Source organism: Pseudomonas sp. 1L-E-NC-VB-C3 (genome assembly GCF_057291535.1).
Genome location: NZ_JBXAWD010000009.1, coordinates 197,072 through 220,399, shown reverse-complemented (window position 1 = coordinate 220,399; position 23,328 = coordinate 197,072). Strand labels below are relative to the sequence as shown.

Here is a 23,328-nt window from a genome sequence, read left to right as displayed (position 1 = left end):
AACGTTGGTCTCTCAACAGTAAGGGAAGTCTGTGGAGTCAGTTTTTCGCCAGAAATGGCCGGTGGTCCTGTTGACCATCGGCCTCTACCCCGCTTTCACCGTCGGCGTTCGCGCCGACGACAACCTCGACAGTAGCTTGCGCAGCATCAGCCCGTCGCAACTGCAACAACCGGCAGGCAATGACAATCGTCAGCGCCCTGCCCCTGCTTCAAAAACGGCCGCCAACGCGGATACTTTGGGGCTGGAACAAGCGGTCAGGCTCGCCGTGGACTGGCACCCACGCATCGGCGAGGCCATCGGCACCCTGTTCCAGCAAGGCGAAGGGGTCAACGTCGCCGAATCCGGTTATTACCCGCAGGTCACCGGAGGCATCAAGGGTGGTTACACCAGCGGTTACGGCAGCGATGCCGGCAGCCAGTCGGTGAACATTTCCCTCAAGCAGATGCTGTATGACTTCGGCAAGGTTTCCAGTTCGGTCGACGCCGCCCGCGCCCGGGTGGCGCGCAGTCAGGCGGGGATTCTGCTGGCAATCGACGACATCGCCCGCGACACCGCCAGGGCCTACATCGAAGTGCAGCGTTATCAGCGTCTGCTCGAGGTTGCCCGCGAACAGATTCAGGGCATCGGCGGCATCGTCGACCTGGCCAAACAGCGCAGCGACATGGGCGCCAGCACCCGCTCCGATATGGTCCAGGCGCAATCCCGCGCAGAAGGCGCGACGGCGACGTTGCAGGAATTCAAGGCGCAATACGCACGCTGGCAAGCGACCCTGACCAGTCTGCTCGGACGACGCACGCCGCCAGCAGTCAGCGACGCCGCCGCGCCTACGCTAACCCAGGCCTGCGACGCCTCGCAGATCTCCGACACCCTGCCCGCCGTCCTCCAGGCCGCCGCGCAACGCACTCAGGCCCAGGCCGAGCTGGCCCAGGCCAAAGCCGAGGCCTACCCGACCCTGTCGCTGCAACCGTCGGTCAACCAATATCTGGACGACCATTACGACGATCAGAACTCGCGAGCCGATCGCACTCAGGTCGGGATCTTCCTCAACCTCGAAGTGCCGATCTACCAGGGCGGTGCGATCAGTGCGCGCAGCCGCGCCGCCGGGCATGCGCTGACCGCAGCGGACTCGGCCGAAGACTTCGCCCGTCTGCAAGCGCGCCAGGGTCTGGCCGAAGCCCAGGCGCAAACCTCGGGTCTGAACCGGCGGCTGCGCTCGCTGGAATTTCGCCAGACCAGCATCACCGAGGCGCGCATGTTGTATGGCCGCCAGTACCTGGAACTGGGCACGCGACCGCTGCTCGACCTGCTCAACGCCGAGCAGGAAATCCACCAGTCGCGCTTCGATCTGGTCAACACCCAGGCTGATCTGCAACGTCTGCAGATCGACTGCTTCTACAACAGCGGTGCGATTCGCCGGGTCTTCGGCATCGACCACAGCGCCATCCAGAATGTCGAGATCCTGCCATGACCGATGTCAGCATCACTGTCCCCGAACCCGCCGCTGCCGAAGCTCGCGAAGATTATTCGCCATGGCTGGAAGCGGTGCTCAAGGTCGCCCGCCACTATCGCCTCGACGTCTCGCCGGAAAGCGTGCGCCTGGCTTCGGTGCACAGCGAAGGCCGCGTCGAAGAAGTGGTTCGGCACATGGCGCGGCAGGCCGGTTTAAGCGTGAAGTTCGCGGTTTTCGACAACAAGAGCCTGAGCCGCTGGCGCACGCCGCTGGTGGTGCAACTGCGCGATGGTCAGGTCGGCGTGCTCGAAAGCATCGGCGAGACCGGCGAGCTGGGCATCTGCTTCAGTGGCGACCAGGGTTTGCAGAGCCGCATGGACGCCACCGCGCTCGCCGAGCAAGCCCTGCGCACGGTGATTCTGCGTCCGACGCAACCGGTGGCGGACGTGCGCACCAACGATTACATCAAGCCCTACGACGAGCACTGGTTCCGGCGCATCGTCCTCACCGATCTGCGGCCCTACAGCCAAGTGATGATCGCCTCACTGGTGGCCAACCTGCTGGGCATGGCCGGGGTGCTGTTTTCCATGCAGGTGTACGACCGGGTGATTCCGGCCGAGTCGCTGCCGACCCTGTACGTGTTGTTCGGCGGGGTGATGCTGGCGCTGCTGTTCGATTTCGTCATGCGCATTCTGCGTCTGCGCATCACCGATGTGCTGGGCAAGCGCGCCGATTTGCGCGTCTCCGATCTGGTCTTCGGCCACGCCCTGCGCCTGCGCAATTCCGCGCGGCCGAAATCCACCGGCTCGTTCATTTCACAGTTGCGCGAGCTGGAGCAGATCCGCGACCTGATCACCTCCAGCACCGCCACGGCGCTGGCGGACATGCCGTTTTTTCTGCTGTTCCTGCTGGTGTTCTATTTGATCGGCGGGCCACTTGTGTTGATTCCACTGGTGGCGTTGGTGTTCATGTTGCTCCCCGGGATCATCGCGCAACCGCGTCTGGCGCGACTCGCCAATGCGTCGATGCGTGAAGCGGCGCTGCGCAACGCCATGCTGGTGGAAAGCATTCAGGGCCTCGACGACATCAAGGCGCTGCAGGCCGAGCAGCGTTTCCAGCAACAGTGGAATCAGTACAACGCCGCCTCGGCGGACAGCAGCCTGCGCCTGCGCACCTTGACCAACAGCCTGGTGGCGTGGACGCAGAACGTACAAGGCGGAGTGTTCGCGGTGGTGATCGTGTTCGGCGCGCCAATGGTGATTGCCGGCGACCTGACCACCGGCAGTCTGGTCGCGGCGTCGATTCTGTCGTCGCGGATGATGGGGCCGATGGCGCAACTGACCCACGTGCTCACCCGATGGCAGCAGGCCAAGGTCGCGCTCGAAGGCTTGAACCGGATCATGCAGATGCCGGTGGATCATCCCGAAGGCAGCCAGCGCGTGCACTTGCCGGCGATTCGCGGCGACTACCGCCTGCGTCAGGCCAGCTTCCGCTACAGCGAAGAATCGTCCCCGGCGCTCAACAACATCGACCTGAGCATTCGCCCCGGCGAGCGCATCGCCCTGCTCGGCCGCAACGGCGCTGGCAAGTCGACGTTGCTGCAAGCACTGGGCGGCGCGATGGATCTGAGCAGCGGTGAAACCACTCTGGACGGCATCGCCCTGGCACATCTGGATCCGGCCGACCTGCGCCGCGATGTCGGCCTGCTCTCGCAACAGGCGCGACTGTTTCACGGCACCTTGCGCGACAACATCACCCTCGGCGCCGGTCAGGCCAGCGATCAGGAAATCATCGCCGCGTTGACTGTCACCGGTGCGCTGGACTTCGTTCGGCAGCTGCCCAAAGGCATGGATCATCTGGTGCTTGAAGGTGGCTTGGGCCTGTCGGGCGGTCAGCGTCAAAGCCTGTTGCTGTCGCGCTTATTGATCCGCCAGCCACAAGTGCTGCTGCTCGACGAACCGACCGCCGCGCTCGATGACGTCACCGAGCGGCTGCTGCTGGAAAAACTCGCGACCTGGACCCAGGGCCGAACGCTGGTGGTTGCCACGCATCGGGTCAGTGTGTTGCAACTGGTCGAGCGGATCATCGTTCTCGACAACGGCCGCATCGTCATCGACGACCACCGCGACGCGGCATTGGCGCGGCTGCGCGCACCGGGTAAAGGAGTGGCGGTATGAAGCCGATGATGACCGACGTGCCGGATCCGATGTCCTACCTCGATGGCCGCGATGAGCGCGCACTTGCCGGTGGCGCAAAGGTGATCTGGGGTTGCGCGCTGATGCTCGCCTGCTTCATTGCCTGGGCGGCGTGGTTTGAAATCGTCGAGGTCTCGACCGGCACCGGCAAAGTGGTGCCCAGCTCGCGCGAGCAAGTCATTCAGTCGATGGAGGGCGGCATTCTCGAGCAGCTCAATGTCAGCGAAGGCGCTTTGGTCGAGCGCGGGCAGATCCTCGCGCAACTGGACCCAGTGAAGAACCAGTCCAACGTCGGCGAAAGCGCGGCCAAGTACCGCGCGGCGCTGGCCAGCGTCAACCGCTTGCAGGCAGAGGTCAGCGAAAAGCCGCTGACCTTTGACGCCTCGCTACAAGAGTTTCCTGATCTGATCCGCGCCGAAACCGAGCTCTACCAGACCCGGCGCAAAGGTCTGGCGGAAACCCTCGACGGCATTCAGAGCTCGCTGAAACTTGTACGTAGCGAACTGGCGATCACCGAGAATCTGGCGAAGATCGGTGCCTCGAGCCGGGTCGAAGTGCTGCGCCTGACCCGTCAACGCTCGGAGCTGGAATTGAAGGCCACCGAAGCCCGCTCCGATTACATGGTCCGCGCCCGCGAAGACCTGGCCAAGGCCAACGCCGAAGCGCAAATGCTCGAAGCGGTGATCCGTGGGCGCACCGACTCACTGTCGCGCCTGACCCTGCGCTCGCCGGTGCGCGGCATCGTCAAGGACATCGAGGTCAGCACGATTGGCGGCGTCATTGCGCCCAACGGCCAGGTCATGCAGATCGTGCCGCTCGATGAACAACTGCTGATCGAGACGCGTATCTCGCCGCGCGACATCGCCTTCATTCACCCAGGCCAGGCGGCGAAAGTGAAAATCACCGCCTATGACTATTCGATCTACGGCAGCCTCGACGGCGAGGTGGTGACGATCTCGCCGGACACCATCCAGGACGAAGCCAAGCCGGAGATCTTCTACTACCGCGTGTTCATCCGTACCGCTTCGGATGAACTGCGCAACAAGGCCGGCAAACGCTTCGCCATCGTCCCCGGGATGATCGCCACGGTGGACATTCGTACCGGCGAGAAAACCGTGCTCGACTACCTGATCAAACCACTCAACCGCGCCCGCGAAGCGTTGCGCGAACGCTGATCAGCGACTGGCCAGTTTGGTCGCCGGTGGCGCTGTCGGGGTGATGCTGGCCTGATAGCGCGACCACTCGCGATTGATCTCCGCGTACGGCAAAAAGATGCTTACGCGCGGTTGATCGAGCAGGTCCTTGCGCTTGAGGCGGCTGACGTCATCACGGGTGAGGAACGCCACGTTGATGCCAACCACTTTGCCATCGGCAGAAAACACCGGCCCGCCGGACATGCCTTTGGCCAGTGCGCCATTGTGGGTGCCGTAAAGCACGTTGCCCTCTTTGATGTCGAGGCGAACCATGGCCGGCAACGCCTGGCCGGTACCCTTGACCGACATGTACAGCGAATTGAAGCCCACCGAAGTCAGCTCCTCGCCCGGCTTGTAGCCGCGCCACGCCGGCACGCTATTGGCCTTGTGACGGAAGAACTGCACATCTGCCTGCCCTTGGAAAACCGTGCCCGACAAGTAAGGAATGTGCTTCACCGTCACGGCGAAGTCTTCATTCCATTGCACAGCCGAACCCATCAGCACGTAAGGCAAAGGCGCGCCGGAGTGAACGACAAAGGCTTGGTCTAAAACAGGATCCTGAACAAAAGCGACTGGCATTCCATTGCACCCGCTGAGCAGCAACGACGCTGCAACAAGTGACTTGAGGGGGCGCATTTTCGGTACATCTTGAAGTGAGGAAAGGTGCTGCAATATGTCATTGCGCCATCACTTTTAGCAATAGGCTCAGCCTACCGCTTGTCGGCGTGCGATATAGTGAGTTAATGATTGGATCCAAGCAATTTCCCGGCAATGCACGCAATCAACAGCGAATGAACGCAAATGATCGCGATTGTCTTCAACCAGGTCGAGTGATCCCATGCTGACGAAGCTTGCGGTACAGCGTATTGCGGCTGATCCCCAGACGACGGGCAACTCGCGCGATATGCCAGTGTTCAGCTTCAATCAAGCTCAGCAGAGTTTGCCGTTCGGATACGCCCAGTGGATCGTCAACAGGTTGGTCGTCACTTGCGGGCAGTAACTCATGCACGTCCTCCAGCGTGACCCGGCCTTCCACTGCCAACGCCACCAACGTACGCAAACAGGTGCGCAGTTGCCGGACGTTGCCCGGCCAGGGCTGCGCCAGCAAGCGCTCTCGAATTCCCGATTGCAGCCGCACAGTGGCGCCCGCCGCTTCTTCGCGCAGCAGGAGGTCGAGCAGACGGCCCTTGTCGGAACGCTCGCGCAGCGGCGGCAGTTCCACGGCGAAACCGCCAATGCGATAGAACAGGTCCTCGCGCAGGCGTCCGTCGGCCACGCAGGCTGGCAGATTCTGGTGACTGGCGCTGATCAGGCGTACATCAAGCGGTCGCGGCGTTGCGCTGCCCAGCGGCACAACCTGGCGCTCTTCGAGCACGCGCAGCAGACGGGTCTGTAGCGCGAGGGGCATGTCGCCGATTTCGTCGAGAAACAGAATGCCGCCATGGGCCTGCTCAAGCTTGCCGACCATGCCGTCCTTGCGCGCGCCGGTGAAGCTGCCGCCGCGATAGCCGAACAGCTCGCTTTCAATCAGCGTCTCGGGGATCGCCGCGCAGTTGATCGCGACAAACGGCTGGCCGGCGCGCGAGCTGGCGCGATGCAGCGCTGCCGCAAAGGCCTCCTTGCCGGTGCCGGTTTCACCCTGCAGAAACACCGGCACGTCACGCTCCAGTACACGCAACGCGCGAGCGAATCCGCGTTGCAGGCGCGGGTCTTCCAGGCACACGCGCTCATCCTTGATTGGCGGGACAGGCGCAAGGGTCAACGGCGCGGAGCGGATCGGTTCGCGCAACTGGCCGTAGAACAAGCGCCCGTCGGCCAGGCGCATCGGCCAGCAGACGTGCGCCTGAGCACTGGCCTGCTCGAGCAACTGCTCCATCGGCGTTTCCAGCAACATGGTCAACGACTGCCCGACCATCTGCTCGCGGCTCAGGCCCAACAGATCCAGCGCCGCCGCATTCACCGAACAGATCCGCGCACTCTCGTCGAAGCTGAGCAGGCCTTCACCCAGCAGCCCGACAAACCCGGCGTCGGGATGAAACCGCAGCAAATAGCGCTGCGGATCGTGGCCAAGGAAAAAACAGCTCTCGATCAACCTGGCCGACAGATTGGTCAGGGCCATGGCCTTGAAGCGTTGCTCAAGGCTGCTTTCCTCGCGCACGGAGGACAGGTTGAGCACGGCGAGCAACTCACCGCTGGCGTCGAATATCGGGCTGGCCGAACAGGTCAGGCCGACGTGCTGGCCACGGAAATGCTCGTCGCGGCGAATGGTCACGTGCTGGCGCTCGACCAGGCAGGTGCCGACGCCGTTGGTGCCCTCGTGCTCCTCGCTCCAGACCGAGCCGAGCCACAGCCCGGAGCGCTGGAACTCGCCGCGTTCGGCTTCGTTGAACACGCTGTCGATCGCCACGCCGCGCGCATCGGTGAGCAGCACGACATGGCCGTCACGTCCCAGTTGCTGGTGCAGGCTGTTCATCTGCCAGTGCGCAACGGAAATGATGTGTTCCAGCGGCGCACGGTGTTCGCGCAAACGCGCCTGTTCGAGCACATCCGGCGCGCGGCGGCTGGCCGGATCGAGCTGGTATTGATCCAGGCAACGCCGCCACGAACGGGTGATCGCCAGGTCCGCCGCCGCGCTGTGGCTGGCAACAGAGCCCTGCACGGCTTGCAGTACCTGGCGCGCGTGGGCGTTGATCGAGGCCGGTTTCATTGTTGTTGTTCTCCGCTTCGGTGAAGACACGGGTGTGTCCGCAGCTTAGATGAAAAGCTCGTTGCGGGGGAATTTCGCGCCGAGTGACACAGTGTCATCCGCGATTATCGAATTTGTGACATGTCGCCTGTGCCAAGCCTTGTCGGCCTTTGCATCAAACGCTCTGGCCCGAGTCTTTCAAGGAGATGGCCCAAGCCTTGCTCTGATGCCATGGCTTACCAAAACAACAAGATCGGGAGTGGCCCCATGAACATCGCTATTGAAACCTCTTTGCAATCGCCAACAGCGCAACTCGCCGCTTGGGTCGAACGCCTCGGCGGACGTCTGGCGCAACGAGATGTGGACGGCACGCTGGAGCTGTTTGCCGAAGAATGCCACTGGCGTGACTTGCTGCTGTTCAGTTGGAACCTCGTCACCCTGGAAGGCAAACCGGCGATTCGCGACATGCTCGAAACACGCCTTGAGCAGACCCGGCCCGAACGCTGGCAACTCGAAGGTGAAGCCACGCTTAGCGATGGCGTGCTTGAAGGCTGGATGAGCCTGGAAACCGACTCGGCGCGCGGCAAAGGCTACGTGCGCCTGAAAGACGGTTTGTGCTGGACGCTGCTGACCACCATGCGCGAACTCAAAGGCTTCGAAGAACCCAGCGGCCGCCGCCGGCCGATGGGCGCGAGCCACGGCCATGCCCACGCTGACAAGCGCAACTGGCTGGAGCGCCGCCGCGATGAAGAAGCGGCGCTGGGCATCACCACGCAACCGTACTGCCTGATCGTCGGCGGCGGTCAGGGCGGGCTCGGCCTCGGCGCAAGGCTCAAACGCATGGGCGTACCGACGCTGATCATCGACAAAGCCGAACGCCCCGGCGATCAATGGCGCGGCCGCTACAAGTCGCTGTGCCTGCACGACCCGGTCTGGTACGACCACATGCCCTACCTGCCCTTCCCCGACCACTGGCCGGTGTTCACCCCGAAAGACCAGATCGGCGACTGGCTGGAGATGTACACCAAGGTCATGGAACTCAACTACTGGCCGCGCACTGAATGCCTCGGCGCTACGTTTGACGAAGAGACTGGCCGTTGGACCGTGGAGGTCCTGCGCAACGGCGAGCCCGTCACCCTGCAACCGACGCAACTGATCCTCGCCACCGGCATGTCTGGCGTACCGAATGTGCCGGTGTATCCAGGCGCCGAAAACTTCCAGGGCCAGCAACATCACTCCAGCCGTCACCCCGGCGGCGATGCGTGGAAAGGCAAGCGCGCAGTGGTCATCGGCGCGAACAATTCAGCCCACGACATCTGCGCCGATCTGGTGGAAAACGGCACCGAGGTGACCATGGTGCAACGTTCGAGCACGCACATCGTGCGTTCGGACAGCCTGATGGAACTGGTTTTCGGCGGGCTTTATTCCGAAGAGGCGCTCGAGTCGGGGCTGACCACGGACAAGGCCGACCTGCTGTTCGCCTCGATTCCGTACAAGGTCATGCCACAGTTTCATCGGCCGATCTTCGACGCGATCAAGGAGCGCGACAAGGACTTCTATGAACGCCTGAGCCGGGCGGGTTTCATGCTCGATTTCGGCGATGACGAATCGGGTTTGTTCATGAAATACGTACGCCGTGGCTCGGGTTACTACATCGACGTCGGCGCCTCGGAACTGATCGCCAACGGCACGATCAAGCTCAAGAGCGCGCCGGGCCTCGGTGTCGAACGCATCGAAGCGGATGCGGTGGTGCTCACCGATGGCAGCCGCTTGCCGGCCGATCTCATCGTTTATGCGACAGGTTATGGCTCGATGAACGGCTGGGCCGCGAAGCTGATTTCCCAGCAAGTCGCCGACAAGGTCGGGCGCTGCTGGGGCCTGGGTTCCGGCACCACCAACGACCCCGGCCCGTATGAAGGTGAACTGCGCAACATGTGGAAGCCGACCCAGCAGCAAAACCTCTGGTTCCACGGCGGCAACCTGCATCAGTCACGGCACTATTCACTGTATCTGGCGTTGCAGTTGAAAGCCCGTTTCGAAGGCCTCGACACCGATGTTTATCGCCTTGCAGAGCGCCATCATCTGGGCTGATTCCTCAAGTGGTCGTTCGTCGGTGCGCAGACCAAGCGCACCGGCGAACTGGAAAGTGCGTGCTAGGGTGTCTAGCCCAAGCACGTTTCAATCCAGGAAAAATGAGGAGGATTCATGCCACTTCATCCCATTCTGTTCATGGGCGGCTCCGGCGCCATCGGCCATCAGACGGCCCGCGCATTGCGCGCGGCGCATCCCGACGTCCCCTTGCTGATCGGCGGACGCGACCTCGCCAAGGCTGAGCAAACCGCCGAGCAAATCGGCAATGCCCAAGGTGTGGTCATCGATGCTCGCGCAGATGATCTGGGGCTGGGTGATCGCCCGGTCAGAGCCATCGCCTTGTTCTACATGGACCATGCCCTCGCCGGGTTGCGCTTTGCGCAAAAGCGCAAGGTGCCGCACCTGAGCATCTCTTCCGGCGTGTTCGAAATCGCCCCGCAGATCGCCAGTTTCATCCACTCGCCCGACGCGGCGCCCATTGTCCTCGGCTACGAATGGATGGTCGGTGCCACCACCGTGGCAACGCTGCACCTCGCCAATGCATTCGCCCGCGTGCACGACATCCGCATTCATGCACTGGTCGACGAACAGGACGGCGGCGGCCCGACCGTGGCCGTCGATTTCGAGCACCTGAACAAAATGCTGCCCGCCGCACTGACCCGCCGTGACGGCGAATTCATATGGCGTGAAGGCGACGACGCCAAGGTGAGCTTCAGCGCCGTCGACGGCACGACCCTGCAGGGCGCCGGCTTTTCCTCCATCGACGTGACAGGCCTCGCCGCCGCCACCGACGCCCCGAACGTCGAGTTCAACCTCGCCAGCGGCGTCAGCTCGACCCGGCGTCAGGGTCAGCCGATGTCGACGGAAATACTCATTGAACTTGAAGGCACGGATCACAAGGGATCTGCGTTGCGCACCCGCCACGCCGTGGTTCACCGCGCAGGCGCAGCGGCGTTGACCGGGCTCAGTGTGGCCATGTTACTGGAGCGGCTGGTTGGGCTGGATGGGCAAGCGCAGGTAAGGCCGGGGCTGTATTTTCCCTATCAGTTGCTGGAGGCACAGGTGTTTTTGCAGCGGTTGAGAGAGGACGGTGGGGAGTTGATCGAACTACTTGAGTGAGACGGCGCACAGGTCACTCGACACTTGAACTGCTCGTTTGAGAGAGTACCGGTGCTGCCCGCCACTGCTCGCAAGGATTGATTGCCATGGATTGCATCCCCACGCTTTACACCCGCCGCTTGATCCTCACGCCGCTGCAACTGAGCGATGCAGCGGCGGTGCAACAATTGTTTCCGCAATGGGAGGTCGTGCGCTATCTCGACAGCCGCGTTCCGTGGCCGTATCCGGACGACGGCGCGCTTGTTTACGTCCGCGATGTCGCGCTGCCCGCGATGGCTGCCGCAAAGGAATGGCACTGGATGATCCGCACCCGCGTTCAGCCCGAGAGCTGCATCGGCAGTATCAGCCTGTTTGATCAACCGGGTAACCATCGAGGCTTCTGGCTCGCCCCACAGTTTCAGGGCAACGGCTACATGCGCGAGGCCTGCAAGGTGATCAATGCCTACTGGTTCGATACGTTGATGCGCCCATTGATGCAGGTGCCCAAGGCCGCCGCCAACCGCGCTTCGCGCAAGATTTCCGAAGATGAAGGCATGCGGATGGCTGAAACACGGGACGGCCAGTTTGTGTCGGGGCCGATGCCGGTGGAGGTGTGGGAGATCACGCGCAGCGAATGGCTTGCCGAAGAAACAAACCGGTCAATTGATTGTTAGAGCCGATCAAGTGCTCAATCTTGCGTATATGCTGCTGTCTGCAAAATCAGGACAAGTACTCCCCAAACGTTCGAGACAGTAGAAATGATCTCCGATCCAGGAACACCAACGCTTGATCAACTGAAAGTATTTCTGACGGTTGTAGAAGTGGGCAGTTTTGCCGCTGCGGCCAGAAAACTGCATCGCGCGACATCGGTGGTGAGTTACTCCATTTCCAATCTGGAGATGCAGCTCGGGGTTTCACTGTTTGACCGCAAAACCACGCGCAAACCGCAACTGACGGAGGCAGGTCGAACCGTCCTGGCTGAAGCACGCACTATTACCAACGGCGTAAATGGGCTGCGCGCAAAAGTCTCCGGTTTGCTGCATGGGCTTGAAGCAGAAGTTCACCTCGCGCTCGATGTAATGCTCCCTGCCGAGCGAGTAGTCGATGCGTTAAGGACCTTCAGGGAAGAATTTCCTACCGTCACTCTGCACTTGCACATGGAAGCCTTGGGGGCAGTGACTCAACTGGTGATGGAGAAGAAAGCTGGAGTCGGCATCAGCGGTCCGCTGGACATTGGCCTGGACGGCATCGAGCGCATCGGCGTGGGCAGTGTTCAATTGATACCGGTCGCCGCGCCTGCACACCCGCTTGCAACCGAGTGTTCCAAATCCCCTGGCGCTGCCAGAGAGTTTGTTCAATTGGTGCTATCGGATCGTTCAACACTTACGGGTGACAAGGACTTTGCCGTCGTGAGCACTCGCACTTGGCGACTGGCGGATCTGGGCGCCAAACACATGCTTCTCAAAGAGGGCATCGGATGGGGGAATATGCCGGTGCCCATGGTTCAGTCTGACCTGGACGAAGGACGCCTGGTCGAGCTTGATATGCCCGACTGTAAAGGCGGCACCTATGCCTTCGATGCGATTTATCGAACCGACTCGCCGCCCGGTCCGGCTGGGCAGTGGCTGATCAAGCGGTTCGGCGAACAGCTCTTGCCGACGTAAGCAACAGGGAAAAGAGCAAAAATCCGACAGCCTGAGCAAGGCTGCCGGAGAGATGCATGTCAAAAAGCAGGAAAGTTGAATTGTCGAAAGCGACTGACAACAACTGTTTATCCTCTTTTGATCCCCGGAGGCGCCATGACCGCATTTCGAAAATCCGACTTCCCTTTGAGCGAGGTTCGCCAGCATCTGGAAACCGGCCCCATCGTCCTGGTGACCTCCGCCTGGCAAGGTGAAACCAACATAATGACCATGGGTTGGCACATGATGATGCAGTTCTCCCCCGCCCTGTTTGGCTGCTACATCTGGAGTGCAAACCACAGCTACGAGCTGATCCACAACAGCCAGCAGTGCGTCATCAACGTGCCCACCGTCGAATTGGTGGACCAGGTTGTTGCCGTCGGCAACAGCAGCGGTGGCGCCATCGACAAGTTTGCCCAATTTGACCTCACAGCCGCCCCCGCAGAACGGGTAAAGGCCCCGTTGATCAAAGAGTGCTACGCCAATTTCGAGTGCAAGCTGTTCGACTCCAATCTTATCGGCGAGTACGGTCTGTTCGTGTGGGAAGTGGTCAAGGCGCATGTGGCTACGTCGGTGAAAAACCCCAAAACCCTGCATTACCGCGGGCAGGGGAAATTTATGGTGGCGGGCGAAACCCTGGATTTGCGCGATCAATTCCGCCCACAGAATCTGTAATACGACACTAATAAAAAAGCCGGAATGTTCATTCCGGCTTATGCGTCAGCGCTCGGGATATAACACCATGCCCACGTGGTACAGCACGTTATCTCGAAACTCTCCGTCTGCGGTAAAGCCAGTATCGTCCACATACTCGATGTGGTCGCCTTCCAGCCAGTAGCGCCCTTGATAAGCGCTTTTTTGCCGACCGCGAGCCTCGTCATATCGCCCTCCTGGCAGCAACTCATGGCGAATATGACCGTCGGCTGTCACCCACATGCCAACGTACTTGCCCTGATCGCCGGCTGGATTTGCCGTGGCGTTTTCTTGCGCATCAGGGGTTACGCGAATTTCGACATCGGACATTTTAGAACTCCTGTTTTCAGATCATAGTTTCCTGCCGTTCAGCAGGATTTGAAGCAAGAGTAAAAAGTCGCGGCGCGGTGCCGTTATGCAATTCCTGCGCAGGTTTTGCCCAATGCTCCAGGCGCTCGCAGAACGTCTAAGCGAAGGACTACGCGAACTTCTGCAAAGGAGAGAAGGCCCGCGCATCTTTCAGCGCCCGTGCCCACCAGGCCAGCTGGATCAACAACTGCGCCATCGAAACCCGTGCTTGCGCAAAGTGCTCCAGTCCGAGGCCTTGTTCGAGACGCTCGGCAATCTCAGCGAACTTCACATAGCCACCAACAGGCATGGCCTGCAGCTTCAACAACTCGCATCCAAGCTCGTCGACCTCATCCTCCCCGCCGGTCGTGGTGCCATAACCAACAAATGAACAAGGTCGTCCCTGGAGGTGTTCAGGCCAGCGCGCCATCAAGACTTTCAATCCATGCTGGTAACCAAGGTGACGTGCGGGCACCAAGACGATATAGGCATCTGCTGCCGCTAGCGCTCTCAAGCACACTCGACGACCGGGTTATTCCGAAAAATCGTCTATAAATCTCAGGTCAAACGGCTCTACCACGCTCAACGCAAATTCGCTGCGGTCTTGCACCACGGCGGTAATCCATTGCACCAACGCCGTGTCTACGCCGTTGGACTGGTTGCTGTTATGGATCAGTACTAATTGCAGTGTGTGAGTCATTTCAGCCTCCGAGCAGCTATCAACTTGGCAATGTTCTACGGTTAGAGAAAACAACGTGACAGCAAGAGCGCGATGGTTGGAAGTGGCCACTTCTTTGCTTGCAAAGTCGGCAACCGTTCCATATCGCGTTGGCAAAATATTAGGCGCGCGAAATGGTAGATAAACAGCCCGTGCCCAGGCACACGATTTATGACGTGAGTTCACATGCGACGACTGGATATCAATTGCTTCGCCGAGATGAGCGTGTTCGTTAAAGTGGTGGAACGCGGAGGTTATTCAGCGGCCGCAAGAGCTTGCGCGATAACCCCCTCTGCCGTGAGCAAGCTCATGACGCGCCTGGAAAGCCGTCTTGGCGCACGTTTGCTGAACAGGTCCACGCGCAAGCAACTGCTGACGCCAGAAGGAATGGCTTTTTACGAACGCAGCGTTGCCATACTGGCCGATCTTGACGAAGCGGAACGCGAAGCATCTGCCAGTTCTGCACCGCAGGGAGTGGTCAGAATCAGCTCTAATGTGGGTATCGGCCGCCAGCTTTTTCTTCCCATCATCAACTTGTTCATGAATCAACATCCTGGGGTCAGCGTCGAACTTTTCCTCACCGATGAGGTGGTCGATCTCATCGAAGCACGTGCGGATATCGCCATACGCACCGGAGCGCTCAAGAACTCCAACCTTGTGGCGAAACGACTCGGGCAATCCAGAGGGCTGATCGTAGGATCTCCTGACTACCTGGCGGCCAAGGGCACTCCGCTGGTGCCTCAAGACCTTGCCGATCACAACTGTCTGGGTTTCACCTTTTCGCCTCCCGCCATGGAGTGGGCCTTGCTCGACGAGAGCGGCGAGCAACGTATGTACCCGGTAAAAGGCAATCTGCGCGTCAGCGATGGCGACGCCTTGCGTGAATTGACGGTGCTGGGCGCAGGGCTAGCCAGGCTGGGGTTCTGCCAGGTTGCAGATGACCTGGCTGCCGGAAGGTTGGTTTGCGTCCTGCAACCATTCGTGCCTGCAAGCGTCACGGAGATTCATGCGATTTACGTCGGCCAAGGCGGACATCTGCCCGCACGCGTAAGAGCCCTGATGGATTTCCTCGCCGCCCATTTGCATGTTCATTGAACCGCAACGCGGGCAAAGGGCCGTTCCTTCAATGCATAGGCCAGCACAAGAGCCGCGGGCAAAGCAGCGCCCAGTAGGCACAGCCCTTCCCAGCCGACATACCGAATACCGAAACTTGCAACTGCGGAGCCAATAGCGCCGCCAACAAAGTTGATACTGATAAACACCGCGGTAATCCGTGAGTTGGCTGCGGGGGCCAGTTTGTAGATGACCGATTGATGGGTGATCTGCAAGCCCATTACGCCAACGTTCAAGGCCATTGCGGCAGCGATAATTATCCAGAGCCCTGTCGCCGCAAAGCTCAGCACTGCCCAGGCCAGTATCATCAACGAGGCCAACCCGAATGCCAGCGCGTGCCGGTAGCCATGATCACAGAGCCGGCCAACCACACCGGGAATCAACGCGCCAGTCACTCCCGTGAGCCCGATCAGTCCGATGCTCGAAGTCGAAAAATTGAACGGCGGTTGCGACAACAGTATTGGTAATCCAGTCCACAACATGCTGAAGCTGGCCATTCCCAGCGCACCGTAAAGCGCCCGGCGAGCAAGCGCTGGGTACTCGAGGATGAGTTGCCACAACGAGCGCATCAACTGCTCATAACGCACGGGCTGGCCTCGGCGCTCGGGCTCGGTTGGCAAGGTGATTCTGAGCAGCATGAGCAGGATCAGCGCCGCGCACCCGGCGCTGGCGTACACCAAGCGCCAACCTGCCGCGTTGCCGATACCGCCGGAGACCAGCCACGACAGCGGTATCGCGAGCAAGGCCCCGGTCATCACCACGCCGATCACTTGACCGCGCCGATGCTCGGCTGCGATGGACGCTACATACGGCACAATCAACATGGCAGCGGATGCCGTGACTCCACTGATCAACACTGCGGCGCAGAACAGCAAGAAATTCGGGCTGGCCGCAGCCACAAACAGCGCTAATGCGTTGATGGTAAACATCCGGCTCAGAAGCGCTCTTCTTTCGAGGACGTCACCGAGCGGGACGACCAGCACAATGCCCAGCGTGTAGCCAAGTTGAGCGCAACTCACCAGCAGGCCGGACGTGGCAAGCGGAATACCAAATGCCCCCGTTACCAACGACAGGATCGGCTGCAGATAATAGAGATTAGCGATCATGGCCCCCGCTGCGAATGCGCAGAGCCACATGAAAGGTCGGGACGGGGACGACGAATTCATACAAATACTCCTCGGTAAATGCCGTTCAAAATTGGGCGAGTCAACTCACTCGCCCAGTTTTTCCCACACCGCGTCGTCCCCGTTAACTCACTCCTCTCAGGTGTTTGCCTGATTCTGTAGCGTCCATGCCATCAGTGCGGGCTTCGCCTGTCAGGCCGTCGGGAAGTCCGCGCCACGGGCGGTAGACTCCCATGCGCTGAACTCGCGGCCCATGGCGGCAAGCTTCGCCTGCGCTGCCTCATAGGCTTCATTGCCCAACAGCAGGCGCGCCGGCGGCGCTGCGCAGGTAACCGCGGCGTAGATCGCCGCTGCCGCCCTGTCTGGGTCGCCAGCTTGATTGCCAACAGATTGCTGGTACGCGCGCATCGCAGCGCCGGCGGTTGTCTGATAATCCTCGGCCACCGTTTGCGCGGCGCCCGAAGACCCCGCCCATTGGGTTCTGAAGGCGCTGGGCTGAACGGTCATCACGCCGATACCCAGTGGCGCAACTTCGGCGCGCAGACTTTCCGACAGGCCCTCAACGGCGAACTTCGTCGCGCAGTAGTGGCCGACCGCTTCGAACCCGACCAGACCGCCTACCGATGTGAGGTTGACGATCATGCCGGTGCGCCGCTTGCGCATGCCAGGCAGTACCGCGCGAATCATATGGGCCGTGCCGAAGTAGTTGACCTCGAACATCCGCCGAACAGCCCCATCGTCGCTGTCTTCTACCGATGAGAAATAGCCAACGCCGGCGTTATTGATCAGCACGTCCACTTGCCCGAAGCGATGCTCGGCCGCCTGTACGACCTGCATCGCCTGCGCCGGATCGGTCACGTCCAGAGGCAGAATCAAAGCGTCGCCGAGGGCGGCCAGATCCTCGATCTGCTGTGTGTTGCGCGCCGTGACCACCACACGCTCACCCTCATTCAGCAGCGCCGTGGCGATGTGGCGACCGAACCCGGTGGAACAGCCTGTAACCAACCAAACCTTAGTCTCGTTCATTGCAGTACTCCTCTTGATAGCGGCGGTTCAGGATTCGGCTGAACCGCGTTCGAGACCAACGTACCGAATCCGCCCCGCCGCTGTTATCCGATTAGTCCGCGACATTTGCCTGATCCTGCTCACCAACACACGTCGCTGACCACAGAGGGAGGTCCACTTCGATTTCTGCTGCATTTCTATTTTTTCGAACCTGATCATCGAAACTTGTCGGCTATTGCGCAAAGCTGCGCGGTGACATCATCTGCTCCACAACGGCGCTTCATGGTGAAGCGCTGAAATCAGCGGAATCCACGTCATGTCCCACGCAGCCCCAATTTCCAGCGTCACTGCTTCAACGTCTTCCAACCTCAACAGCACCGTTTCCTTGATCGGGCGGATTCTTCTGAGCGCGATCTTCATTCTTTCGGGCCTGTCGAAAATCGCGGCACCGGCCATGATGATTGGCTACATCGGCTCTGTCGGGTTGCCTTTTCCCGAACTGGCGTTGGGCGTGGCGATTGCTGTCGAGGTTCTCGGCGGCGTAGCGTTGATCGCCGGTTATCGCACACGTACCACCGCAGCGCTGTTGGCGATTTTCAGCGTACTGACCGCACTGATTTTCCATAACGCCCTGGCGGACCAGAATCAGTTCATTCACTTCTTCAAGAATATCGCCATGGCCGGTGGGCTCTTGCAGATCGTTTCTTTCGGCGCAGGGCGTTTCAGCCTCGACGCACGTCGCCACTAATCGAATCGCCGGCACGTCCATTCCTTCCGACGAGCCTTGACCATCACAACGGAGAGAATCATGAAAGCGATCCAAGTCGCGCAGTACGGCCAGGCAGAAGCGCTGGAGCTCAAAGAACTTGCGGATCTGAAACCCAATGACGATCAGGTGTTAATCAATGTTGCCGGTAGTGGGATCAATCCAATCGATTGGAAAATCCTCTCCGGTGCCATGCAGCAATTCATTCCTCTGCCACTGCCCTACACGCCTGGCGTGGAAGTCTCAGGCACAGTCGCCGCGGTGGGCAGGAATGTCAGAGACTTTGTCGTTGGCGACAAGGTGTTCGGGTTTATCGGGATTACCGGCGGATATGCTACCCAGGCCCTCTCAACGCCAGATCGTCTGGCCCACACGCCGACAACCCTGTCGTTGCAAGAGGCCGGCGGCGTGCCGGCGGCAGCACTGACTGCTTGGCAAGCCTTGCATGAACACGCCGGGATTCAGGCTGGTCAAAAAGTCCTCATTCACGGCGGCTCAGGTGGCGTGGGCAGCTTCGCAATCCAACTCGCCCGCCTTGCCGGTGCTTATGTGATCGCGACCAGCTCTGCGAAGAACCACGACTATCTGCGTTCACTTGGCGCCGATGAGGTGATTGACTACACCACGGCTAAATTCGAAGACAGCGTTGCTGACCTCGATGCGGTCATTGATCTGGTCGGCGGCGAAACTCAGAACCGCTCATGGAGTGTGATCAAGCGCGGGGGCGTTCTGGTTTCCCCCGTAAGCGCACCCTCTGCACAGAAGGCAAGCGAGCACCGTGTGAGTGGCAAAAATTTCGCCACCCGCTCCGATGGCAGCCAATTGGCCGAGATTGCCGCGCTGTTCACATCCGGCAAGCTCAGCCTTGAGGCTCAAGTGGTACCGCTGACAGAAGTTGTCGACGCGGTTAAACAAAGCTGGGCCGGACACACCCGGGGAAAAATCGTGCTCGATGTCAGCGCTCAGGCCGAATCCTGAACCAGATCGCATACATCGCCGGCAGAAACACCAGCGTGATGATGGTGCCAACAAACGTGCCACCGATCAGCGTGTACGCGAGCGTGCCCCAGAACACCGAGTGGGTCAGCGGAATGAACGCGAGAATCGCCGCCAGCGCGGTCAACAACACCGGCCGCGCCCGTTGCACTGTCGCTTCGACAACGGCATGGAACGGCGCCAGCCCTTCCTGCTCGTTGTGATGTATCTGCCCGATCAGAATCAGCGTGTTGCGCATCAGAATCCCCGACAGCGCAATCAACCCGACCAGCGCATTGATGCCGAACGGCTGGTTGAAGATCAGCAGCGTCGGCACCACACCGATCAAGCCTAATGGCGAGGTGAGGAAGACCATGATCATCGCCGAAATCGAGCGTACCTGAACGATGATGATGAGCAGCGTCATGGCGATCATGATCGGCAGCAACGGCAGAATCGCTTTGCCGGCCTTGCCGGATTCTTCGATGGCGCCCGCCTGTTCAATCCGGTAGCCGGACGGCAACTTTTCGATGATCGGCTGCAACTGCCGGATGATCGCGCCTGAGACGTCCGGCGGCTGCAAGCCTTCGGCGATGTCGCCACGCACGGTGATGGTCGGCGTGCGATCGCGGCGGCGCAGGATCGGGTCTTCCATGCGCACTTCGACCTGGCCGATCTGCGACAGCGGGATGCGTTGCCCCGCTGCGCCGACCAGGGTGAAGTCTTCGATCTGCGCCGGGTCCAGGCGGATATTGCCCGCCGCACGGCCAACGACCTGCACGGAACGGATGTCTTCGCGCACCGCCGTGATCGGCACGCCGCTAAGTAGAAACTGCAACTGCTGGGCGACTGCGCTGGACGTCAGCCCCACTGCCTGCAAGCGATCCTGATCCAGGTTGAAATGCAGCGTCGGCGTCAGCGGCCCCCAGTCAGTGTTGACGGTTCTCATCATCGGGCTGTCCTGCATCACCCCCCTGACCTGCTCGGCGATGTCGCGCAGCTTCGCCGGATCAGGCCCCATCACCCGGTAGGCCACCGGGAATGGTGAATACGGACCGAAGACGATTTGCGTTGCGCGCACACGGGCCTCCGGGGCAAGCCCTGCGGCGACCGCTTCGCGCAAACGTAACTTGAGGGTTTCGCGAGCGTCCTGGTTGTCGGTCAGCACAACGATTTTGGCGAACGATGGATCCGGCAACTCCGGCGCCATTGCCAGGAAAAACCGAGGCGCACCCTGACCGATATAGGCGGTGACGATTTTGGCCTCTTCCTGCTTGTGCAGCCAGGCTTCGACTTTGGCCGCAGCGGCGCTGGTCTGCTCGATGGACGTGCCGTAGGGCATCTGCACTTCGATCATCACTTCAGGACGGTCCGAGGTTGGAAAGAACTGCTTCTTCACCAGCCCCATGCCTGGGATCGCAACAGCAAACAGCGCGACCACCGCACCGGCCACCAGCCATTTCCGGGTAATCACCCACGTCAAAATCCGCCGGAAGCGGTTGTAGCGTGGCGTGTCGTAGATCGCCGCGTGCCCGCCTTCGACTTTCTTGATGTCGGGCAACAGCTTCACGCCCAGGTACGGCGTGAAAGCCACGGCGACGACCCACGAAGCAATGAGCGCGACGCCGACAATCCAGAACATGTTGCTGGTGTATTCGCCCGCCGTTGATTGCGCGAATCCGTTGGGCAGAAAGCCAATCGCCGTGACCAGTGTGCCGGCCAGCATCGGCGCTGCCGTATGACTCCAGGCATAGGCCGAGGCCTTGATGCGGTCGTAGCCCTCCTCCATTTTCACCACCATCATTTCAATGGCGATGATCGCGTCATCGACCAGCAAGCCGAGCGCCAGAATCAGCGAACCCAAGGTGATCCGGTCAAAGTTCTTGCCGGTGGCCGCCATCACCACAAACACGATCGCCAAGGTCAAGGGCACCGCCGCTGCGACCACCACGCCGACACGCCAGCCCATGCTGAGAAAACACACCAGCATGACCACCAGCAGCGCGACAAAGAACTTGACCATGAACTCGCCAACGGCCGAGTCGATATTAACCGCCTGATCGGTGACTTTGGAGAGGGTCATGCCCAAGGGCATTTCCTCGTTGATCCTGGCCGTTTCGGCGTCCAGCGCCTTGCCCAGATCGAGACCGTTCCAGCCCTCGCGCATGATCACGCCGAGCAATAAGGCTTCTTCGCCGTTGTTGCGCACGAGGAAGGTCGCCGGGTCTTCGTAGCCGCGTTCGACCGTGGCCACGTCAGACAGTTTGAGTGTTCGTCCCTGCGCCACCACAGGCGTGTCACGGATTTTCTGCAGCGTGTCGAACGCGCCATCGACGCGCAAAAATACCTCCGGCCCTTTGGTTTCGACCGATCCGGCGGGGGTCAGCACGTTCTGATTGTTCAGCGCGGCGAAGATGTCCTGTGGCGCCAAGCCCAGCGTCGCCAACCGATCATGGGAAAACGAGACGAATATCCGCTCGGCCTGCTCGCCGATGATGTTGACCTTTTTCACCCCCGGCACGTGCAACAGGCGCTGGCGTAACGTCTCCGCATCGCGTACCAGCAAGCGCTGCGGCTCGCCTTTGGCTTTCAAGGCGAACAGCGCGAAGGTCACGTCGGAGAACTCGTCGTTGACCATCGGCCCGATGACACCCGCCGGCAGCCTGATCGCTTCATCGTCGAGCTTCTTGCGTGCCTGGTAGAACTCTTCCTGCACCTGCGATGGCGGTGTGCTGTCGAGCAACGAAACCATGGTGAATGCCAGTCCCGGACGCGTGTAGGTTTCCGAGCGGTCGTACCACTTCAGTTCCTGCAAGCGTTTTTCGAGGGGTTCGGCGACCTGATCCTGCATCTCTTGCGCGGTCGCTCCTGGCCACGCGGTGATGACGGTCAGCTGCTTGACCGTGAACGGCGGATCTTCCGCCCGGCCCAATTTGAAGAACGACAGAACGCCGGCAACGGCGATGAGAAAAATAAGAAACACCGTGATTGCGCGCTGGCGCACGGCGATGGCGGAAAGGTTGAACCGGCCCTCGCTCATGGACGACTCCCGGCAATCTGGCCATCGTCGCGGGCAAGCAAGCGTACTTCTTCGCCATCGCGCAGCAGATGCGCGCCCAGCGCGACAATCGGTTCACCGATGTTGAGCTGGCCAGCGACACGGGCCGAGTCATCGCTCAAGCCCAGGACCTCCACCGGGCGCCAGCTCACTGTCGCCGGTGTGCCGGCGATGACCCACACGCCGGGGCCTTTGCCCGGGTCGTAGATCGCGGCGACGGGCACCTTGAGCGCCTGATCTGGCGAAGAACCCTGGGCAATTTCGACGGTGACCGTCGAGCCGATTGGCGCATTGGCCAAACTGCCTTCGAGCACATAGCGCGCCTCGAAGGTACGAGTTGTGCTGTCGGCCGAATCGGACAGCAGACGCAGTTTTGCGCTCACGGCAGCTGACGTATCGCCATACAGTTTTGCCTGAGCGGTCGAGCCCGGTGCGGGCCGCAAGGTCTCGGGCAGATGGACGATGGCCTCCCGCTGACCGGCCCGCGCCAGCCGCACCACCGGTTGTCCCGGGCTGACGACTTGCCCCGGTTCGGCGAGGGTTTCCACCACCACGCCGTCAGCGTCCGCCACCAGCACCGCATAACCGGAAGCGTTGCGCGCAACGTCCGCTTGCGCGACAGCGGCATTGAGTTGCGCCCTGGCGGTGTCGGCTGCGGCTTTGAACTGATCGTAGGCCGATGCCGAAATAGCGCCGGCGGCGACGAGTTTGCGATTGCGCGCTTCGTCACCGGCAGTCTGTATGGCTCGGGCGCGAGCGGCGCTCACCGCTTCTTGCTGGGCTCGCGCCTGCAGGCCGAGGTCGATCGGGTCCAGGCGCATCAGCGGCTGGCCGCGCTTGACCGTCTGGCCGGTATCAACCAGACGCTCAAGCACCTTGCCCGAGACGCGAAAACCCAGGTCGCCCTGCACTCGCGCCGCCACGACACCGGTGAACGATCGGGAGCCGTCTTCTGCAGGCTGCACCGCCGCCGACCTGACAAAGGGCGCCAAGGTACGCGGATCCTGCGCGGTGGAAGAATCACCGCACGCCGTCAGGGCCAGGGGCAATAAACATACCGCGAGGGGAAAAGGTCGGAGCCGGCGCATGGAATTCCTTCACTGAAAATAGGATGACCATCATATTCTCAGCCT

At 60.9% G+C, this 23,328-nt stretch carries 20 protein-coding genes; 11 read left to right on the top strand and 9 right to left on the bottom strand.

Features of this window, described 5'->3' with window-relative positions; translation table 11 throughout:
* Nucleotides 1–31 precede the first annotated feature (31 nt).
* Genes AC0Z5Z_RS16780 through AC0Z5Z_RS16770 form a run of 3 tightly spaced genes read left to right on the top strand, consistent with a single transcriptional unit; the run spans nt 32 to nt 4,820 of the window.
* Entirely contained in the window at nt 32–1,468 is a 1,437-nt protein-coding gene (locus tag AC0Z5Z_RS16780; protein ID WP_143978997.1) for a TolC family outer membrane protein, read from the top strand.
* A complete protein-coding gene (locus AC0Z5Z_RS16775) occupies nt 1,465–3,627 on the top strand; it encodes a type I secretion system permease/ATPase (protein WP_252887770.1) in 2,163 nt (720 codons plus the stop codon). The genes AC0Z5Z_RS16780 and AC0Z5Z_RS16775 overlap by 4 nt, the downstream gene beginning before the upstream one ends.
* A gap of 5 nt (nt 3,628–3,632) precedes the next feature.
* Nucleotides 3,633–4,820: an HlyD family type I secretion periplasmic adaptor subunit gene (locus tag AC0Z5Z_RS16770; protein WP_370593533.1), complete on the top strand. Its 1,188-nt coding sequence runs from the start codon at nt 3,633–3,635 to the stop codon at nt 4,818–4,820.
* Here the strand turns inward: AC0Z5Z_RS16770 and AC0Z5Z_RS16765 are convergent, their stop codons facing one another.
* A complete protein-coding gene (locus tag AC0Z5Z_RS16765) occupies nt 4,821–5,417 on the bottom strand; it encodes a trypsin-like peptidase domain-containing protein (RefSeq protein ID WP_485611361.1) in 597 nt (198 codons plus the stop codon).
* A gap of 238 nt (nt 5,418–5,655) precedes the next feature.
* Nucleotides 5,656–7,545: a sigma-54-dependent Fis family transcriptional regulator gene (locus AC0Z5Z_RS16760; protein WP_485611360.1), complete on the bottom strand. Its 1,890-nt coding sequence runs from the start codon at nt 7,543–7,545 to the stop codon at nt 5,656–5,658.
* A gap of 246 nt (nt 7,546–7,791) precedes the next feature.
* Here AC0Z5Z_RS16760 and AC0Z5Z_RS16755 point away from each other — a divergent pair, with 246 nt between their 5' ends.
* From AC0Z5Z_RS16755 to AC0Z5Z_RS16735, 5 genes are all read left to right on the top strand, one after another.
* On the top strand, nt 7,792–9,615 hold the full coding sequence (locus tag AC0Z5Z_RS16755) for an NAD(P)/FAD-dependent oxidoreductase (protein ID WP_122601619.1): 1,824 nt from the start codon (nt 7,792–7,794) through the stop codon (nt 9,613–9,615).
* Nucleotides 9,616–9,729: 114 nt separating this feature from the next.
* A complete protein-coding gene (locus AC0Z5Z_RS16750) occupies nt 9,730–10,734 on the top strand; it encodes an NAD(P)-dependent oxidoreductase (RefSeq protein ID WP_485611359.1) in 1,005 nt (334 codons plus the stop codon).
* Between the two features lie 86 nt (nt 10,735–10,820).
* Nucleotides 10,821–11,387 (top strand): GNAT family N-acetyltransferase, encoded by a 567-nt coding sequence (locus AC0Z5Z_RS16745; protein WP_252877954.1) that lies wholly within the window; start codon nt 10,821–10,823, stop codon nt 11,385–11,387.
* Nucleotides 11,388–11,471: 84 nt separating this feature from the next.
* The gene (locus tag AC0Z5Z_RS16740; RefSeq protein WP_024012654.1) at nt 11,472–12,377 is read left to right on the top strand and encodes a LysR family transcriptional regulator; all 906 of its coding nucleotides are present in this window, start codon (nt 11,472–11,474) and stop codon (nt 12,375–12,377) included.
* Between the two features lie 135 nt (nt 12,378–12,512).
* Complete coding sequence (locus AC0Z5Z_RS16735; protein WP_056785061.1) at nt 12,513–13,070, top strand: flavin reductase family protein; 558 nt, start codon at nt 12,513–12,515, stop codon at nt 13,068–13,070.
* Between the two features lie 45 nt (nt 13,071–13,115).
* On the opposite strand, the gene AC0Z5Z_RS16730 is transcribed toward AC0Z5Z_RS16735, so the two are convergent.
* The 3 genes from AC0Z5Z_RS16730 to AC0Z5Z_RS16720 all read right to left on the bottom strand — a co-directional run bounded on the left by AC0Z5Z_RS16730 (nt 13,116) and on the right by AC0Z5Z_RS16720 (nt 14,136).
* Nucleotides 13,116–13,331, bottom strand: a complete 216-nt coding sequence (locus tag AC0Z5Z_RS16730; RefSeq protein WP_485611386.1) for an Atu4866 domain-containing protein — start codon at nt 13,329–13,331, stop codon at nt 13,116–13,118.
* Between the two features lie 235 nt (nt 13,332–13,566).
* Nucleotides 13,567–13,869: a hypothetical protein gene (locus AC0Z5Z_RS16725; protein WP_485611358.1), complete on the bottom strand. Its 303-nt coding sequence runs from the start codon at nt 13,867–13,869 to the stop codon at nt 13,567–13,569.
* A 99-nt stretch (nt 13,870–13,968) separates the two neighbouring features.
* Complete coding sequence (locus AC0Z5Z_RS16720; protein ID WP_485611357.1) at nt 13,969–14,136, bottom strand: hypothetical protein; 168 nt, start codon at nt 14,134–14,136, stop codon at nt 13,969–13,971.
* A gap of 204 nt (nt 14,137–14,340) precedes the next feature.
* On the opposite strand from AC0Z5Z_RS16720, the gene AC0Z5Z_RS16715 reads away from it, so the two are divergent.
* Nucleotides 14,341–15,249: a LysR family transcriptional regulator gene (locus tag AC0Z5Z_RS16715; RefSeq protein WP_056785056.1), complete on the top strand. Its 909-nt coding sequence runs from the start codon at nt 14,341–14,343 to the stop codon at nt 15,247–15,249.
* On the opposite strand, the gene AC0Z5Z_RS16710 is transcribed toward AC0Z5Z_RS16715, so the two are convergent.
* Both AC0Z5Z_RS16710 and AC0Z5Z_RS16705 read right to left on the bottom strand, forming a co-directional pair.
* Complete coding sequence (locus tag AC0Z5Z_RS16710) at nt 15,243–16,433, bottom strand: MFS transporter (protein WP_122692077.1); 1,191 nt, start codon at nt 16,431–16,433, stop codon at nt 15,243–15,245. The genes AC0Z5Z_RS16715 and AC0Z5Z_RS16710 overlap by 7 nt on opposite strands.
* A 150-nt stretch (nt 16,434–16,583) precedes the next feature.
* The gene (locus tag AC0Z5Z_RS16705; protein ID WP_485611356.1) at nt 16,584–17,417 is read right to left on the bottom strand and encodes an oxidoreductase; all 834 of its coding nucleotides are present in this window, start codon (nt 17,415–17,417) and stop codon (nt 16,584–16,586) included.
* A gap of 295 nt (nt 17,418–17,712) precedes the next feature.
* Here AC0Z5Z_RS16705 and AC0Z5Z_RS16700 point away from each other — a divergent pair, with 295 nt between their 5' ends.
* Nucleotides 17,713–18,144 carry a DoxX family protein gene (locus AC0Z5Z_RS16700; RefSeq protein ID WP_485611355.1) on the top strand — a complete coding sequence of 144 codons (432 nt, stop codon included), beginning with the start codon at nt 17,713–17,715 and terminating at the stop codon, nt 18,142–18,144.
* A gap of 60 nt (nt 18,145–18,204) precedes the next feature.
* Nucleotides 18,205–19,140, top strand: coding sequence for an NADP-dependent oxidoreductase (locus tag AC0Z5Z_RS16695; protein ID WP_252887764.1), 936 nt, complete (start codon nt 18,205–18,207; stop codon nt 19,138–19,140).
* On the opposite strand, the gene AC0Z5Z_RS16690 is transcribed toward AC0Z5Z_RS16695, so the two are convergent.
* Both AC0Z5Z_RS16690 and AC0Z5Z_RS16685 read right to left on the bottom strand, forming a co-directional pair.
* Nucleotides 19,118–22,177 (bottom strand): efflux RND transporter permease subunit, encoded by a 3,060-nt coding sequence (locus tag AC0Z5Z_RS16690; RefSeq protein WP_485611354.1) that lies wholly within the window; start codon nt 22,175–22,177, stop codon nt 19,118–19,120. The two genes, AC0Z5Z_RS16695 and AC0Z5Z_RS16690, sit on opposite strands and share 23 nt — an antisense overlap.
* Nucleotides 22,174–23,283, bottom strand: coding sequence for an efflux RND transporter periplasmic adaptor subunit (locus AC0Z5Z_RS16685; RefSeq protein ID WP_485611353.1), 1,110 nt, complete (start codon nt 23,281–23,283; stop codon nt 22,174–22,176). Before AC0Z5Z_RS16685 ends, AC0Z5Z_RS16690 begins: the two co-directional genes overlap by 4 nt.
* Between the last annotated feature and the right edge of the window lie 45 nt (nt 23,284–23,328).